Origin of the sequence: Bacillus sp. FJAT-27231 (genome assembly GCF_001183975.1) — a bacterium.
Taxonomy (GTDB): domain Bacteria; phylum Bacillota; class Bacilli; order Bacillales; family Domibacillaceae; genus Pseudobacillus; species Pseudobacillus wudalianchiensis.
This window is the reverse complement of record NZ_LFZU01000001.1, coordinates 4042998-4058964: the sequence shown is the minus strand read 5'-3', so window position 1 is coordinate 4058964 and position 15967 is coordinate 4042998. Positions and strand designations below refer to the sequence as shown.

The window sequence follows — 15967 nt, the reverse complement described above, 5'->3', positions numbered from 1 at the left end:
AGGGCACCGTCCATACACGAATTAGCAACTAAACCGTGTATATGTACCGATAATGCCACAAAAATTGAAGAATAGGATCGCAGTGATGCAGCTGTTCTTAATAAACCATGCCCTTAAAAAACTTAAAGCGCGTCAAGATAAAAACGATAGTGACAATAATTCCAAGTCATTCGAGCATGGTAATTAATAATTCTTGCATAGAATGACTCCTTTTTGTGACCTTGTCATCCTCCTAAATTCTCTATAAATAATTTTTCTCATTATAGCGGTGTTTTAAGGAGTTCTCATAGCTTTTTAGGTAGTTCAATCCATATTACTTAAAAATAGACCTATTTCTTTGTTTATCGACAAATAAAAAGAGGTATCGACAATTCGATAAAAAAAGTACAATAAGTATTATTGAATAATTCCTCTTATGGAAAACAGTTTCAATAAAATAGGTTTAAAGACATGGAGGGGAGATTGGGTTGTGATATTTGAACCAAATGAAATTAAGGAAAATAGCCTATTTTATGGTGATAATTTGTATATTATGCAAGGGTTAATTAATATAGGTTACAAAGAAAAATTCGACATGATTTATTTTGATGGCCCGTTCAATTCCGGCTGGGTTTTTTCTGTGTTTAATAAGAGGTTAGATGAACGTATTATTGATCCGTGGAATGAGGCTGCCACTATTAAAAACTTCTATCATTCGGATATTTATCGTTCTAATTACCGAGAGAGAATCGCAGCTGCTAGAGAGTTGCTAAATGAAAAAGGAATCCTTGTTTTTCATACATCACAAAAAGAAGGGCATTATTTAAAAGTAATTTTAGATGAAATATTTGGACCCAATCGGTTTCTTGGAGAAGTCGTTTGGAAATTTGCGGATAACGCGGTATATAAGAAGTCGCAATTTGGCCTTAATCATGAATCTTTATTTTTTTATGCTAAAACAGATCACTACTTTAAAAAGAAGGACGTTTCTTATTCATCCGTTTGGGATGATGTTGGGCAGTATGAACACCTGGGAGAAGAAGATACATTTTATGCTACACAAAAACCTGAAAAACTTATGGAGCGTATTTTAGAAATGACGACAAGTGAAGGAGACTTAGTGGGGGATTTCTATTGTGGAAGCGGCTCTTTATCTTTTACGGCAGAAAAAATGAATCGAAGATGGCTGGCGAGTGATAATTCTCGATTAGCTATCCAGACTACAGCGAGCAGAATAGGCACATTAGGGGTTGATGTGACGGTGCATCAGCTAGTTGAGGAGTTTAATAGAACGTATCTCCAAGGAAGTGAATATACGAAAAAAACGAAAATTCCATTTTCCTTAAATGAACTTCAAGGATTAAAGAACGAGCTGGGGAACACACCTGTTACGGTGCAAGCATATGAGTATACTCCTGAAATAGATTTGCTTGAAAATCAACATATTACATTTCAATTAATTATGCCTTCTATAACGTCTGAAGGAATTGATGCTGCGGCTCCAGCTATCGTCCCAAGGCCCGTACCATTGGTAACCGAAAGTGGCTGTGAGCTCATTATTGACAATCCATTAAATTGGATTTTGTACCATATTGACCATGGGGAAATTGAGGAAAATCAGTATGTTTTCGATTTTGCTGCGTTACAGCAAAGAGCTCATAATGTTGATTTAAAAGTCGCAGGTAATTGGATTGATAGGATGAAAGAATATAGTGATTACTATCTATTAACAGATATTTTTGGCTATATTTACAAAGTAACTAAGCAAAAAGAGGTGCAATATGAGAGATAAAGTTGCTGTTGTTGTAGGTGGGTTAAAAGGGATTGGCGAAGGAATTAGCCGAAATCTTGCGAAACAAGGTTTCATCACCTATGCGACGACCCGAGAGAAAGAAGTAAACAGTGATGTGAAAAATGTGATCCCTCTGCAAATGAACATCATGGATGAAGAAGAAATAAAGAACGCTTTTAACAGGATCGGTGAACAGCATGAAGCTATAGACGTGCTGGTTAACAATGCAGGCATTGGTTACTTTAAGGCATTTGAAGAGTTTACTCCTAAGGAATGGGAAGATGTTTTTCAAACGAATGTGTTTGGTTTGTTTCACTGCATCCAAAATGCCTTCCCGTTACTGGAGAAAGAAGGAGGGCGCATCATTAATATTAGTTCTATCGCCACGAAAAGGAGTTTGCCGTTAAATTCTATATATGCGGCTTCTAAACAAGCACTGAGCGGCTTAGGCAGTGTTTTGGCAGAAGAATGGTATAAACATAATATTTTCACTACAAATCTTCAATTAGGTGCAACATACACGGATATTTGGAAAGGTGTCGAAGGATTTTCTCCTGAAGATATGCTGCATATTAATGATGTAGCGCGTGTAGTGTCATTTGTGGCTGCTACTCCACTTCATGTTCGGATGGATGAAATCACCTTAACTCCTCCAAAGGGTGTATTGTAATCACTATAAAAAACAACCTGCATTGGGGGAGAGAGTTTGTCTCTGAAGAAAAAACTTTCATTCATTTTTTCTACGATAGTCACGTTAATACTCATTTTAAACAATATATTATCCTATTACTATACGAGAGACCTATTAATCAAAGATCAAGAAAAACAGATGGAACTCTTAGTAAAGGAAATTAGTATAGCCATTAACCATTCACAATTTGGAGTAGAGTCTTTGGAGAATGCAATAGGGGAAAAGCTTCGTGCCGCAGCCATTGCGGCGCAGAATGCGCTTGATCCCGATATCAATAAAGTGACGAATGAACAACTTGTAGAGCTTAGCAAAAAGCTCGATGTTTCCTATATAACCCTACTAGTCAAAGAAAAAGGAGACATCGTAGGAGTCAAGTCTTCTGATCCGCAAGAGAGAAATTTAAGTACTAAAGAATGGGGATATTGGTATACTGCCTTTCAACAGCTATTTTCTAATAAAAATGTCACAATTCCTCAGGGTCAAAAATTATCAAATTATTGGTCAGGCCCTATGAATGTCTCTGCCTCCAATCCTGATCATGTTGATAAATGGGGATACTATTATGATGGCACAACAAACTATATAATCAGTCCCTATATGAGGGACAAACGGATTATGGACTTTGAAGAACACATTGGTCCTGACGCTATCGTGAAGAAAACATTAAGCAACAACAAGAGTTTACTGAATATTACTGGATTTAACCCAAACACCTTTGGCCTTCCGCCAGTTTATACAGAACAGAACGGAAAGAAATTTATTGAACTAGAAAATAAGGCCATTCAATTTGGTGAATACGAGTATAAAGATAAAAACGTAGATGTTTCAGCTGTCAGAAAAGCAATGAAAACGGGTAAACCAATCAGTGTACAGAGCACAGTGAATGGTAAAAAAGTCCTTAAGAGCTTTATTCCTGTTTCTGCTCAAAATCCTTATGTAATTGGAATCGTAACAGATTATAAAGTAATTCAAGACGTACTGAACAAGCAGTTATTGAATAACCTCATCATTTCGATTGCTATTTTAGTACTAGTTTTTATTGTTAGTTACTTTTTATCTAGGTATATTGTCAGTCCTATTAATCAAATTTTACTAAAAGTTGACGAAATTGCCAAGGGAAATTTTGGGGAACAGGTAATAATTGAACGTCGTGACGAATTAGGGGCGCTTGCTAATCAAGTGAATGTCATGTCGTTGAATTTGTTGGATCATACCGATGAGCTTAAGAAAAAAAATGAAGAAATCCAATATCACGCTTATTACGATTTTTTAACTGGGCTTCCAAATTTGCGCTTTTTTAATAAAACGGCATTAGAGTTAGCGAATTCAAACGATAAGGAAACGATGGCATTTTTATTCCTCGATTTGGACAGGTTTAAATTCATTAATGATTTACTTGGACATTCTGCAGGGGACGCTATTTTAAGAGCTGTCACGAATCGTATTTCTTCCCTTCTTAAAGAAGGAGAGATGATGTCACGTATTGGTGGAGATGAATTCATTTTGCTTCTGCCTAACACTAGCTGTAAGGAAGCGAATGATAGGGCACAAACTATTTTAAAAGAATTAGAAAAGCCCTTCATTTATGAAGGAAATGAACTGTTTATCACATCAAGTATCGGAATCAGTATGTATCCGGCAGATGGTAAACACGTTGAAGATGTGATTAAGAATGCTGATATGGCCATGTATCGTGCTAAAGAACAGGGGAGAAACAATCTTCAATTCTATACAGCTGATATGAATGATTGGATTCAAAGAAGAGCGATTTTAGAAAAAGGCATGCGTCAGGCGTTGGAGCATGATGAGTTTACTTTGTATTACCAGCCTAAAGTTGATATAAATACCGGAAAAATAACTGGAAGTGAAGCCTTGATTCGTTGGAGACACCCGCAACTGGGTATGATCTCCCCTCAAGAATTTATTCCGCTAGCTGAAGAAACTGGATTAATTGTTTCAGTTGGAGAGTGGGTATTGCGCACAGCGTGCAAACAAAGCCTAGAATGGCAAAGGCTAGGTCTGCCTAAAATGGGTGTATCAGTGAACCTTTCTCCGCGACAATTTCAACAAGCGAACTTGGTAGAAATCGTTAGCAAGATATTAAAGGAAACGGGACTTGCACCACAATATTTAGAACTGGAAATTACAGAGACAATCGCTATGTACAATGAATCCTATGTGATTGCCAAGCTGAAGGCGCTAAAAGATCTAGGGGTCAAGATTGCAATCGATGACTTTGGAACAGGATATTCTTCGCTAAGCTATCTTAAGAAGTTCCCGTTCCATACTTTAAAGATCGACAAGTCCTTTATTCAAGATATAGAGGAAGACTCTGATGATAATAAAATTATTACGACCATTATCGCGATGGCTCATAATCTAAAGGTCAATGTTATCGCAGAAGGCGTAGAAACAGCTGAACAGCTTCAATTCCTTCAACAGCAACAATGCAATGAAGTACAGGGCTATCTATTTAGCAAGCCTTTATCGATAGAAGAGTTTTATAAGGCATTCAGTGAGATACAAGAAGCTGCACTCACTAAGATAAACAGAAAAAGCGAATAGTAAGAGAGCCTATATTGATCAATTCTTGCACCAGGGAGAGATGAAATCTTGATTTTACTAACAAGAAAAGTGGAGTTCTCAGCAGCTCATAGTTATCGGATTGATGCTTGGGATGAAGAAACAAATAGAAAAGCATTTGGTCTATGCAGCAACCCTAACGGCCACGGGCATGATTATACATTAGAAGTAACGGTCAAAGGAGACCTTAATTCTTCATCAGGCATCGTAGTGAATATTACGGATGTTGATAGAATAGTAAAGAGCGTAGTTTTAGAGGAGTTAGATGGAAAATTTTTAAACCGGGAACATTCTTTTTTTAAAGAACACATTCCAACAACGGAAAATATTGTGAATTATATATGGAATGAATTGAAAGATAGATTTAATGGCTGTAAACTTGATAGAATAATATTGCACGAGAATCCATTTTTGTTTTCTCAAAAAGGGGAAAATTCAATGATTCAATTAACAAGAAAATATCATTTTTCGGCTGCACATAGATTGCACAGTGATCAGCTATCTGATGAAGAAAATAAAGAGATTTTTGGAAAGTGCAACAACCCGAACGGACATGGGCATAACTATGTTCTTGAAGTAACGGTAGAAGGAGAAATTGATCCTGTAACAGGAATGATTATAAACCTGGCTCAACTCGATGAAATAGTAGATGAAACCATCATACAAAAATTCGATCACAAACACCTTAATCTTGATACTGAGGAATTTAATGGATTGAATCCAACAGCCGAGGTTATGACTATAGTCTTCTGGGAATTACTGCAATCACGTTTGCCAAGTTTATCGAAAGTAGGGCTTTGGGAGACAGCTAAAAATTATTTTGAATATGGCGGTCCAGCAGAAGAATAAGAAATATGAACATTAGGGGATTTTATTAAATGGAAAATATTCTTGTTCGTAATAATGTAAAAGTTTTTGGTCAAGGGGAAAAGACAATTGTTTTTGGGCACGGCTTTGGATGCGATCAAAATATGTGGCGGTTTGTTGCCCCTCAATTTGAAAAAGAATATCGAGTCGTGCTATTCGATTATGTGGGTTCAGGAAAGTCAGATTTAACGGCCTATTCTTATGAAAGATATGGAACCATTGAAGGATATGTAAAGGATTTGCTAGAGGTTATGGAAGCCTTAAATGCAGGCAAAGTGATATTTGTAGGACACTCTATCAGTGCCATGATAGGAATGATGGCTTCTATTCGAAGACCGGAATATTTTGAATGTTTGATTATGGTCGGACCATCTCCCCGTTATTTAAATGATGAATCCGGTTATTATGGAGGCTTTGAGCGAGAAGATGTCGAAGAATTATTGGATATGATGGAGATGAACTTTGTGGGCTGGGCAAGTTATCTTGCCCCTCTTGCACTGAACAATTCAGACCGTCCTCTTCTTACTAAAGAGTTAGAGACAAGCTTCTGCTCAACAGACCCGGCTGTTACCCGCAAGTTTGCCGAAGTCACTTTTTTCTCCGATCATAGGGGAGATTTGGAAAAAGTGGAAACACCGTCTCTTATTTTACAATGCTCAGAAGATAGTATTGTTCCTGTAGGAGTAGGAAAGTACTTAGAGAGTCATCTTAAAAATAGCACGTTTCGCTTAATGGAGGCCAAAGGACATTACCCGCATTTAAGTCACCCCGAAGAGACAGTCCGCCTTATAAAAGAGTATCTTTCAAGCTTTAAAGAGGATTATATGGATTGAGAGGGTGTATTAAATGGATGAACGGCTAGACCGTGCTCCTTGTGGATATATGACTATTAATAGTCAAGGAATTATCAGCCATGTCAATCAAACGTTTCTTGATATGGTCGGTTACGGCAGAGAGGACCTTATGAATCATCATATTGAGTCGATTATGTCCATGGCGAATAAATTTCTGTTTCACACATACTTTTACCCATTTATCCAATTGTATGGACACGTAGATGAGATGTATTTAACATTGAAATCCAGCAAAGGGGAGAGCATCCCTGTTCTTTTAAATGGAAAAAGCTATGAAGAGAATGAAACAGAGAAGATAGACTGTGTTTTTGTAAAGATGGCCCGGCGGATTGATTACGAGAAAGAAATCCGCAATGCAAAGAGAGAAATAGAGGAAGCTTACCGGATTAAAGATGAGGCACTTGAGAAATTAGAGGCATTGCATCGTGATGTCGAAAGAAAGCAAGAAGAACTTATGCGGTTAAATGCTAAATTAGAGAGTCTGGCAGTCACAGATACCTTAACTGGATTAAGAAATAGGCGTTATTTTATTGAAAAGCTAGATTCGCATATTGACCATTTTTTTCTTTCTAAAACTCCTTTTTCTCTTCTAATTATGGATATCGATCATTTTAAAAAAGTGAATGATACGTATGGTCATCTGACTGGGGATCAAGTTTTACGAGAATTTGCCGGGATTCTCGAGGCCAATTCAAAAGAAAGTGACACTATAGCCCGTTATGGTGGAGAAGAATTTATTATTCTTTTGCCAGAATTGAATGAAATGCAATCAAAACAGGCAGCTGAAAGGCTGCGGAAGATTGTTGAAGAGGCGCCGTGGAGCTGTTGTCCTGTAACGATAAGCATCGGCGCAGCTACTTTCACAGAGCATGATACGAATATTTCTATATTGGCTAAAGCAGATAAGGCTTTATATACGTCTAAGTTTAACGGACGAAATCGCGTTACGCATTCAGCTGATTTAGACGAAAGCTTTTAATGTAGCTAAATGGAAGGATTCTTTATTCTTCCACCATATAGTCGCAGTAATTTTCACTAAAAAATTCAATATACTACATTGTTAGCCCTAGCATACTGTTAACCTGTACCTAGGGCTTCTTTATGTTCTGGGTAAATAATTGGAAAATAAATTAAAAACAGAATGTTAAGGAGTATTTTCCGATATAATGTAATTATTCAGGAAACTGGTAAATACTAAATGGTAAGCACTATCTAGTAATCCAAGTGCCACTAAATAGGCATGATAAAACGCTTTCATCATATAAAGGTTAACATTTATTGAACAAAGTCAACTTGTGCAATAATCATGCCATTATTATGTTAAATTAGAGTGTAATGCTAAGAGGCTAGGAAAAAAACAGACTGCTGATTTAGTCTATCAGGTTTTTAAAGAGATGAAGCAAGGAGAGAGTGTTCATGATGAAATCCATTACGGTTGGAGATATAGTCCGTAGATTTTCATTAGAGGTATTAGCTGGAGAGGATCAGCTGCATCGGAAGATTGAAAAGTCTCCAACTCAGCGTCCGGGATTGGAGTTTATTGATTACTTTGATTTTTTCCCAAGTGGACACGTCCAGGTGCTCGGCAACAATGAAATAAACTACCTACATAGATTGAGCGACAGCGAAAGCAAGCTGCGGATCGGCAATATTGTGAAATACCATCCCCCTTGCATTATTGTCACCGCTCATGAAGAGGAATTAATGTATTTGCCGCAGTATTGCACAGAGGAAAAGATTCCTTTGTTGCGCACGGATCAATCCACTTATGAATTTGTTGGAAAATTAGATGCTTATTTGACGAAGACGTTGGCACAGGAAATTGCCGTACATGGCGTTTGTGTAAATGTTTCGGGAATCGGCATTTTGCTGCGGGGGAAATCAGGAGTTGGAAAGAGCGAAACCGCCCACACACTGATTGGCCGCGGGCACCGATTGGTTGCGGATGATATCGTAGTACTCAAGAAGCTAAGTCCGCAAACGCTGCTCGGTACTCATGATGAAAAGAACAAGGAATTCCTCGCGTTGCGCAGTGTTGGTTTGTTGAATGTCGTCCGTTTATATGGACGAAAGGCTTTTCAGGAAGAGACGCGGATTGCGCTTGATATTGAGCTGACGAAGTGGCAGAACAATACGTTAAATAACGAACTGGAAGTTGAAACGAAGTTCACAGAATACATGGGTGTTCGTGTTCCACACATTCAAATTCAGCTTCAGCCGGGTCGTGATGTAGCCGGATTAATTGAAGCGGCAGCGAATAACTGGTATTTGCAGCAGCAAGGGTACAGTGCTGCAGAAGAATTCATGAAACGAATTGAATCCGAGTTTTCCGATTCTGATAAAGAATGACCACTTATGGATAAGCAAAAGACAGACACGACCTCTTTGGGTACGGCCTGTCTTTTTTTGTAATGAGTGAATGCCATTTTGATGGGCCTTATTTTATGATGAGATTTTTAGATAAGCTTGCGAGGTTACCGATTCCTTACCTTGGAAAAGGAGAAGGAGGATTTAACTTAGTTCCGGTTGATTACATTGTAAGTGCCGCTTGCTTTTTAGCACTGGACCCGAGAGGCGAAAATAAGGTTTATCCTTTAACAGATCCGAACCTTTATAAAACAAAGGATGTCTATCGGGTCATTTGTGAAACGCTAATAGGCCAAACATCCAATATATGATTCCGCTACCTATTGTTTCTTCCTTGCTATCGGCGGTGGATCCTGGCAGAAAAAGAGATGATTCAGTATTTTCTATTGAAAACAGAGTATGACCGTCCAGAAGCGATAAGAGAGCTAAAAGGTGCCGGCATTCAGTGTCCAGACTTTGCCGATTATGTTCCAGCTGCTGTACAATTTTATCAGAAGCATCGAAAAGTCACGACAAGATGATTGTGGTTCATTAAGGAGGAACAGACATGACATGGACGGTGAAAAGTCCGGCAACGAAGAAGGTAATTGGCACACTAGAAGAGACGCCTTTAGAGAGAGCTAAAGACCTATATACCAACGCGAATAAAGCCTTTTTAACTTGGTCTGGCTTGTCAATTTCCGAAAGGGTTCATTTCCTTCAAAAGCTAAGGCTTTCTATTGTGGAACAGTTAGACGATATCGTGAAAGTCATTCATGATTCCACTGGAAAAGTTGCTGTTGAAGCTTTAACAACGGAAGTAATGACCGTTGTAGATTCCATTTCACATATTGAAAAGAGGGCGGCAGCGGCGTTGAAAACAAGAAAAGTAAAAACGCCGATTGCATTTATTGGAAAATACTCTTACATTGAATACAAGCCGCGGGGAACAGTATTAGTCATCTCTCCGTGGAATTTTCCGTTTCAGCTTTCGATGATTCCGATTGTGGAAGCGCTCGTTGCGGGAAATGCTGTTATTTTAAAGCCATCGGAAATTACCCCGATGGTGGGAGTACTGATTGAACAGTTATTTGAACAAGCTGGTTTTCCCGCTGGTCTATTGCAAGTTGCCCATGGCGGCAAGGAACTAGGCGCAGCCCTCGTAAAAGGAAAGCCTGATTTTATTCACTTTACGGGTTCTGTCCGAACAGGAAAAATTATTCAAGCAGAAGCAGCCAAACAATTGATCCCGACTTTGTTGGAACTTGGCGGCAAAGATCCGATGATTGTTTGCGCCGATGCCAATATGGAAAGAGCTGTACAAGGAGCTATTTGGGGAGCTTTTACAAATAGCGGTCAAGTGTGTATGTCAGTTGAACGGGTGTATGTGGACAAGTCCATCTATCAAGAGTTTGTCGACCGTTTAGTTCAGGAAGCACAAGCTTTAAAGCAAGGGACAGCTGCTGACAGCGATATTGGTTCGATGACCTTCCCTCAACAAACCGCCATCATTAAAGCACATGTAAAAGACGCACTCGAAAAAGGGGCAGAATTGATTGCCGGTGACCATCCCGATCAGTGGGGGGAGGATCAGATGTTTATTAAACCTATAATATTAACGAAGGTTGATCACGAAATGGCGATTATGCAAGAAGAAACATTTGGACCGGTGCTGCCGGTTATGTCCTTTGAGACGGAAGAGGAAGCCATTGCTTTAGCGAATGATACCCGCTTTGGCCTGAATGCCAGCGTTTGGACGGCCGACTTAGATCGGGGGAAACGGATTGTATCCCGGCTCATATCGGGAAATGCTGTGATTAACGATGTCATTATCACTGTAGCCAATCCTTATCTTCCTTATGGAGGAGTAAAAGAAGGAGGGATCGGCGCTTATCATGGAGATGTGGGCATGCAGAGTTTTTGTGTGCAGACCGCTGTTATGGTAGACAAGGGTCATAAGAAAAGAGAAGTGAACTGGTTCCCTTATGAAGGAAAGTATGAAGCATTTGCCAATCTCATTCGCAGCTTTTGGGGTGAAAAAAGGGATTGGGGTCAATTTTTATCGGCATATAAAAAACTTTTGAAGATTGGAAACAAAAAATAGAGGTAAAGGAGTGTTGTTTCATGGCTGAACAATGGAAGTTAGCTACGTTTGCCGGAGGATGTTTCTGGTGCATGGTCTCGCCTTTTGACGAGCAGCCGGGAATTAAAGAGGTTGTTTCAGGCTACACAGGCGGTCACACGGAAAATCCGACATATGAAGAGGTTTGCTCTGATACAACCGGCCACTATGAGGCGGTCCAAATAAAGTTTGACCCGGCTGTTTTTCCCTATAAAAAATTAGTGGAACTATTCTGGCAGCAAATTGATCCGACAGATGCGGGCGGGCAATTTAATGATCGGGGCTTGTCTTATAAAACGGCGATTTTTTATCATGACGAAGAACAAAAAGAATTAGCAGAGGCTTCGAAGACAGCGCTTGAAGCGAGCGGCCGTTTTCAAAAGCCCGTTGTAACGGCCATCCTGCCGGCAGGTCCTTTTTACCGGGCGGAGGAGAAGCATCAGCATTATTATAAAAAGAACCCTTTCCATTATAATCTTTATAGAGAAGGGTCTGGACGGGCAAAGTTTATTCGTGAAAATTGGAAGAATCGGAAAACAGATGAGCAATTGCGTCAAGAATTAACACCGCTTCAATATGAAGTGACAAAGCATAACGCAACGGAACCACCGTTTCGCAATGAGTATTGGAATCATATAGAAGAGGGGATTTACGTCGACATTATTTCAGGAGAGCCATTGTTTAGTTCGACTGATAAATATGATGCTGGCTGCGGCTGGCCGAGTTTTACAAAGCCCTTGCGCCGTATAGAGTTAGAGGAAAAGCTCGATACTTCTCATGGCATGAGGCGGATTGAAGTACGGGCGAAAACCTCTGATTCCCACTTAGGCCATGTGTTCGATGACGGTCCCGGTCCAGATCGGGCGCGCTACTGCATTAATTCAGCCGCTCTTCGCTTTGTGCCAAAGGATAAGCTAGACGAAGAAGGATATGGAGAGTTTAAAAGCTTGTTTGAGTAAGGGGAGTGTCCGTTACTCGCCATGTTCGCCATTTTACTGACCACAGAGATAGGATCGTTATTTGAGCAGGAGAAAGCGGCTGTCTTATAATAGAGAAAAACGAATTGGGGAACTGCAATGAATGAAAAAGAGTACGACCGTCTGCTCAAAATTCAGACAGGCGGCACATGGGAATGGCTCTATCAGTCGCTTCATTATAATCGTTATGAAGCAACCCCTTATGAAGCAATAGACGAGTTGTTCCGGGAATACGAGCTAAAGAGAACGGACGGAGTCGTAGACTTCGGCTGTGGAAAAGGGCGTCTGTTATTTTATATTCACTATCGGTTTAACGTGCGGGGCACGGGGGTTGAGGTGAATGGACAGCTATACCAGGAAGCGATTGAAAATCTGGCCGAGTATATGAAGAAAAAAAAGAGTCCCGTTCGTTCTATCCGCTTTGAATGTTGTGCCGCAGAGGACTATAAAATTGGGAAGGAAGATAATCGCTTTTATTTTTTTAACCCGTTTTCTATCCAAATTTTTATGAAAGTCGTTCACAATATTATGAGCTCAGTTGAAGAACAACAGCGGTCTGTTGATATTGTTCTTTACTACCCAACGGCCGAATACATTCAATTTCTCGAGATGTATACTCCATTTCAGCTTTTAAAAGAAGTGAAGGTGCCAGGGCTCTATGAAAAGAATGACAATGAACGGTTTTTGATTTTTCGTCATGAGGGATACTAATGGTTCCCTCTTTTTTTGTAAGCGGAATCGTCAAAGAAAAATAAAAGCAATTGACAATCATTAATATTTCAATTATTCTGAATGAAAATAGCGGATGACGATTGTGGGAGAGTGCAAGCAGTGAGCCACCGAAGGAGCAAGTTCCAAAAAGACCCTTGGAATCAATCTCTCAGGTAGAAGAACCACAATGGGACGCACCTCTGGAGAGCGCGTTTAAATACGCCACCAAAGGGGAAGGCTCAATCCGATCGCTGGATGGAGTTAAACTCTCAGGTAAAAGGACAGAGAAGGGAACGTTACCCTTTTCTGTCCTTTTTTGCGTGTATAAAAAGTGTCGGGAAGTGGTTGAAAGCCGACAAATGGAGAAGGGTATATACCAGGGAAAACGCTTACAGGAAGGGGTGGAATAATCGTGATCAGATTAACAGAGCCGGCTGTAAAACAGTTAAAAGCAATGGTACTAGAGGAAAAGAATAGTCCAAGAATTGATGCGGATGTCGCTGGCGGATGTGGTGTATCTGTGAGGTTTCAGCTTGTATTTGATGAGCCGCGCCGAAATGATAAAGTGATTGACTGTCAAGGAATTGAAATTCGAATGGATCGTTTTACCGAACGGTACTTAGATACAGAAACACAGGTTGATTACACAGAAGAATTAGGTTTTCTAGTGGGGGAAAGCTTTACTTCAAGCGACTGTGCGATAGAGTAGTTCTTTTTGAAATGAATATAACATTTAAGGATGGAGGAAGAGTTTTGCATAAAAAGGGGAATCTTAATTACTTTAAATTGTTAGTCACTTGTCCGGAAAAGCCGGGCATTATTTCAGCTGTGTCAAATGTTTTGCTGGAGCACAAAGCGAATATTGTTCAATTTGACCAGCATACGACGAATCCAAAAGACGGCATTTTCTTTATGAGAATTGAATTTGATATGGAAGAGACGGATACAGCCGTTGAGAAGCTTGAACAAGGGTTGCGGGAGTTATCCGAGTCCTATCCAATGGAGTGGGAATTAAGAAACAAAGAAAAAGCCAAGCGCATGGCTATCTTTGTCTCTAAGGCGGATCATTGTCTGTTAGAATTAATTTGGCGCTGGAAATCAAAGGAGCTCCCAGTTGAAATTCCAATGGTGATTAGTAACCATCCAGATTTAAAAGAAGTAGTAGAGAGCTATGGCATTCCGTATTACCATATTCCGCTTTCCCATGAATCGAAAGAAGAGGCGGAACAAAAAGCAATGGAACTAATGGAAGGAAAAGTAGACTTTATTGTCTTAGCGAGATACATGCAAATCCTTTCTCCTGGTTTTATATCAAAATATCCAAATCAAATCATTAACATCCATCACTCTTTCTTGCCGGCATTTGTAGGGGCAAATCCTTATGTGCGAGCTTTTAACCGTGGGGTAAAATTAATTGGAGCGACTGCGCATTATGTGACAAACGAGCTAGATGAGGGACCGATTATTGAACAGGACATCCTGCGGGTAAATCACCGTTACACAGCAGAAGACCTTAAGATTGCTGGTCGTCATGTAGAAAGAAGTGTACTTGCTGAGGCGGTTTCCTGGCATGTGGAGGATAAAATTATTGTTCATGGTAATAAAACAATCGTGTTTACGTAAGAGCAATGGTAGAAAACCAACTTTTACTCAATGTGACGAGTATCCTCCTAGCAATTATCTGTATAGGGCTTTTTTTCATAAATCAACGCAAGAGAAAAGTAAACTTGTTACAAGTCATTTTGCTTATCTACGCGTTGTCAGTACTGGTTACGTCCGTGCTGGATTATTGGCAGCAATAAAGCAAAGCTTTTAGGCTGTTCACCATCGTTTTTTATTGGTAGGAATGATTGTAAGCAAAGTCTACTTTATATATCATCAGGCTGATTGAAAAAGTTTGTCTTTCGAGGCGCAGTATCTGGCGAGCAACGAAGAAAGCCAACGTTTCTCAATAGTCTAAAAGCTTAACGGGCTTGTAGCCCGTTAAGCTTTTTTCATGGCTAGGAACTTTTTTGCCGCAAGTATTTTTTATCGTGCATAAACAATCTCCAAAAATAAATAAAGCCGGGAAAGAGAATGGCAAAGCCGGCAATGTACGTGATGAACACAGCCATAAAAGAATTGGGGTCTGTGAAGCCTGATTGAATCGTTACGTTAGGATAGACCATATACGGCAAATGAGCTTTCCCGTACACATAACTAGCAATGAAATATTGAATTGTAACCGCAATGACGGCAATTCTTGGCATTCCCCTCTCTTCTTTGTTCGGAAAGGATGGAAGGAACAGACTAATCCCGCCAATTAAAAAGAAGCCGAGTGAAACGAACAACAAAGGCAAATCATTCATCATGCGTGTGTATAGCCAAGGTGTTTCTGCTCTTAAAGTCAGCATAATCGCAAAAGCCATTAACAATGAAATAGGACCTAAAATGCGGCAGTCTCTTAAATAAACTTTGTAAGCCTCCATTTCATTAGAGGTTTTCGAATAATCTGCTAGCAATAAAGAAGACAAAAAAAGGGTGCTGCTAATCGCAAAGCCGATAAAGGCATATTCATTCGGGCTCGTAAACAGCTTTTGGAGGTTTAAAGACGGGTGACCGCCTTCGTACTCGATGAATGCGCCGTGAGCAACTGGCAGCACACTAATTAACAGGCCGGGAATTAAAATGCCGGTAATACCTGAAACATACGTTAGCGGCTTTTTATACTCAGTTGCAATATTTGAAAAGACTAAGAAGGCACTTCTGACCGCCAGTAATAACAAAATCATGCTTCCTGGAACGAGCAGAATTGTACCGAGCGTGTAAGCGGCCTTCGGAAATAAGCTATACACAGCAACAACTAAGGCGACGATAAACGTGTTTGTCACTTCCCAAGTGGGGGATAAGTAGCGGTTGGCAATATTCGTCGCCCTTGTTTTTTCCCGGTTTATGTAAATCATCGACCAGAAGCCTGCACCGAAGTCCATCGTTGCCATAATAGAATAAATAAATACAAACCCCCACAAGATTGTGATCGCGATTAATTCATTTGTCATCAATAGG

15 protein-coding genes, 1 pseudogene and 2 riboswitches are annotated in these 15967 nt (G+C 39.8%); of the genes and pseudogenes, 15 read left to right on the top strand and 1 reads right to left on the bottom strand.

What is annotated here, in order from left to right:
* Nucleotides 1–469 precede the first annotated feature (469 nt).
* From AC623_RS19395 to purU, 15 genes and pseudogenes are all read left to right on the top strand, one after another.
* On the top strand, nt 470–1771 hold the full coding sequence (locus AC623_RS19395) for a DNA methyltransferase (protein WP_049665742.1): 1302 nt from the start codon (nt 470–472) through the stop codon (nt 1769–1771).
* A complete protein-coding gene (locus tag AC623_RS19390) occupies nt 1761–2441 on the top strand; it encodes an SDR family oxidoreductase (protein WP_049665739.1) in 681 nt (226 codons plus the stop codon). The genes AC623_RS19395 and AC623_RS19390 overlap by 11 nt, the downstream gene beginning before the upstream one ends.
* Before the next feature lie 36 nt (nt 2442–2477).
* Complete coding sequence (locus AC623_RS19385) at nt 2478–5027, top strand: bifunctional diguanylate cyclase/phosphodiesterase (protein ID WP_082174489.1); 2550 nt, start codon at nt 2478–2480, stop codon at nt 5025–5027.
* 48 nt (nt 5028–5075) lie between these two features.
* On the top strand, nt 5076–5894 hold the full coding sequence (locus AC623_RS19380; RefSeq protein ID WP_049665736.1) for a 6-carboxytetrahydropterin synthase: 819 nt from the start codon (nt 5076–5078) through the stop codon (nt 5892–5894).
* A 29-nt stretch (nt 5895–5923) separates the two neighbouring features.
* Nucleotides 5924–6745 carry an alpha/beta fold hydrolase gene (locus AC623_RS19375; protein ID WP_049665732.1) on the top strand — a complete coding sequence of 274 codons (822 nt, stop codon included), beginning with the start codon at nt 5924–5926 and terminating at the stop codon, nt 6743–6745.
* Nucleotides 6746–6758: 13 nt separating this feature from the next.
* Nucleotides 6759–7745, top strand: a complete 987-nt coding sequence (locus tag AC623_RS19370; RefSeq protein ID WP_049665728.1) for a sensor domain-containing diguanylate cyclase — start codon at nt 6759–6761, stop codon at nt 7743–7745.
* Nucleotides 7746–8185: 440 nt separating this feature from the next.
* Entirely contained in the window at nt 8186–9115 is a 930-nt protein-coding gene (gene hprK, locus AC623_RS19365) for an HPr(Ser) kinase/phosphatase (RefSeq protein WP_049666822.1), read from the top strand.
* 95 nt (nt 9116–9210) lie between these two features.
* A complete protein-coding gene (locus tag AC623_RS19360; protein ID WP_049665725.1) occupies nt 9211–9444 on the top strand; it encodes a hypothetical protein in 234 nt (77 codons plus the stop codon).
* Between the two features lie 57 nt (nt 9445–9501).
* Nucleotides 9502–9654 carry a hypothetical protein gene (locus AC623_RS21650; RefSeq protein WP_156187092.1) on the top strand — a complete coding sequence of 51 codons (153 nt, stop codon included), beginning with the start codon at nt 9502–9504 and terminating at the stop codon, nt 9652–9654.
* A 26-nt stretch (nt 9655–9680) separates the two neighbouring features.
* Nucleotides 9681–11216, top strand: a complete 1536-nt coding sequence (locus AC623_RS19355; protein ID WP_049665723.1) for an aldehyde dehydrogenase family protein — start codon at nt 9681–9683, stop codon at nt 11214–11216.
* A gap of 20 nt (nt 11217–11236) precedes the next feature.
* Nucleotides 11237–11758: pseudogene (gene msrA, locus AC623_RS22460) on the top strand (peptide-methionine (S)-S-oxide reductase MsrA); the annotation flags it as partial.
* The gene (msrB, locus tag AC623_RS22455) at nt 11744–12193 is read left to right on the top strand and encodes a peptide-methionine (R)-S-oxide reductase MsrB (RefSeq protein ID WP_442853582.1); all 450 of its coding nucleotides are present in this window, start codon (nt 11744–11746) and stop codon (nt 12191–12193) included. The pseudogene msrA and the gene msrB, both read left to right, overlap by 15 nt.
* Nucleotides 12194–12310: 117 nt before the next feature.
* Nucleotides 12311–12922 carry an SAM-dependent methyltransferase gene (locus AC623_RS19345; protein ID WP_049665716.1) on the top strand — a complete coding sequence of 204 codons (612 nt, stop codon included), beginning with the start codon at nt 12311–12313 and terminating at the stop codon, nt 12920–12922.
* Between the two features lie 94 nt (nt 12923–13016).
* A riboswitch (glycine riboswitch) is annotated at nt 13017–13117 on the top strand.
* Nucleotides 13118–13120: 3 nt separating this feature from the next.
* Nucleotides 13121–13209, top strand: a riboswitch (glycine riboswitch).
* Between the two features lie 125 nt (nt 13210–13334).
* Complete coding sequence (locus AC623_RS19335; protein WP_231603559.1) at nt 13335–13631, top strand: iron-sulfur cluster biosynthesis family protein; 297 nt, start codon at nt 13335–13337, stop codon at nt 13629–13631.
* A gap of 11 nt (nt 13632–13642) precedes the next feature.
* Nucleotides 13643–14545, top strand: a complete 903-nt coding sequence (gene purU, locus AC623_RS19330) for a formyltetrahydrofolate deformylase (RefSeq protein WP_156187091.1) — start codon at nt 13643–13645, stop codon at nt 14543–14545.
* Nucleotides 14546–14922: 377 nt separating this feature from the next.
* On the opposite strand, the gene AC623_RS19325 is transcribed toward purU, so the two are convergent.
* Nucleotides 14923–15960, bottom strand: a complete 1038-nt coding sequence (locus AC623_RS19325) for a cytochrome d ubiquinol oxidase subunit II (protein WP_049665708.1) — start codon at nt 15958–15960, stop codon at nt 14923–14925.
* Nucleotides 15961–15967 lie beyond the last annotated feature (7 nt).

Excerpts from the sequence above, each read along its gene's own strand:
- AC623_RS19355 (WP_049665723.1), top strand. The coding sequence starts at position 9,681 with ATGACATGGACGGTGAAAAGTCCGGCAACGAAGAAGGTAATTGGCACA.
- AC623_RS19370 (WP_049665728.1), top strand. The coding sequence starts at position 6,759 with ATGGATGAACGGCTAGACCGTGCTCCTTGTGGATATATGACTATTAAT.
- AC623_RS19345 (WP_049665716.1), top strand. The coding sequence starts at position 12,311 with ATGAATGAAAAAGAGTACGACCGTCTGCTCAAAATTCAGACAGGCGGC.
- AC623_RS19390 (WP_049665739.1), top strand. The coding sequence starts at position 1,761 with ATGAGAGATAAAGTTGCTGTTGTTGTAGGTGGGTTAAAAGGGATTGGC.
- AC623_RS19360 (WP_049665725.1), top strand. The coding sequence starts at position 9,211 with ATGATGAGATTTTTAGATAAGCTTGCGAGGTTACCGATTCCTTACCTT.
- AC623_RS19325 (WP_049665708.1), bottom strand. The coding sequence starts at position 15,960 with ATGACAAATGAATTAATCGCGATCACAATCTTGTGGGGGTTTGTATTT.
- purU (WP_156187091.1), top strand. The coding sequence starts at position 13,643 with ATGAATATAACATTTAAGGATGGAGGAAGAGTTTTGCATAAAAAGGGG.
- AC623_RS19375 (WP_049665732.1), top strand. The coding sequence starts at position 5,924 with ATGGAAAATATTCTTGTTCGTAATAATGTAAAAGTTTTTGGTCAAGGG.
- hprK (WP_049666822.1), top strand. The coding sequence starts at position 8,186 with ATGAAATCCATTACGGTTGGAGATATAGTCCGTAGATTTTCATTAGAG.
- AC623_RS21650 (WP_156187092.1), top strand. The coding sequence starts at position 9,502 with ATGATTCAGTATTTTCTATTGAAAACAGAGTATGACCGTCCAGAAGCG.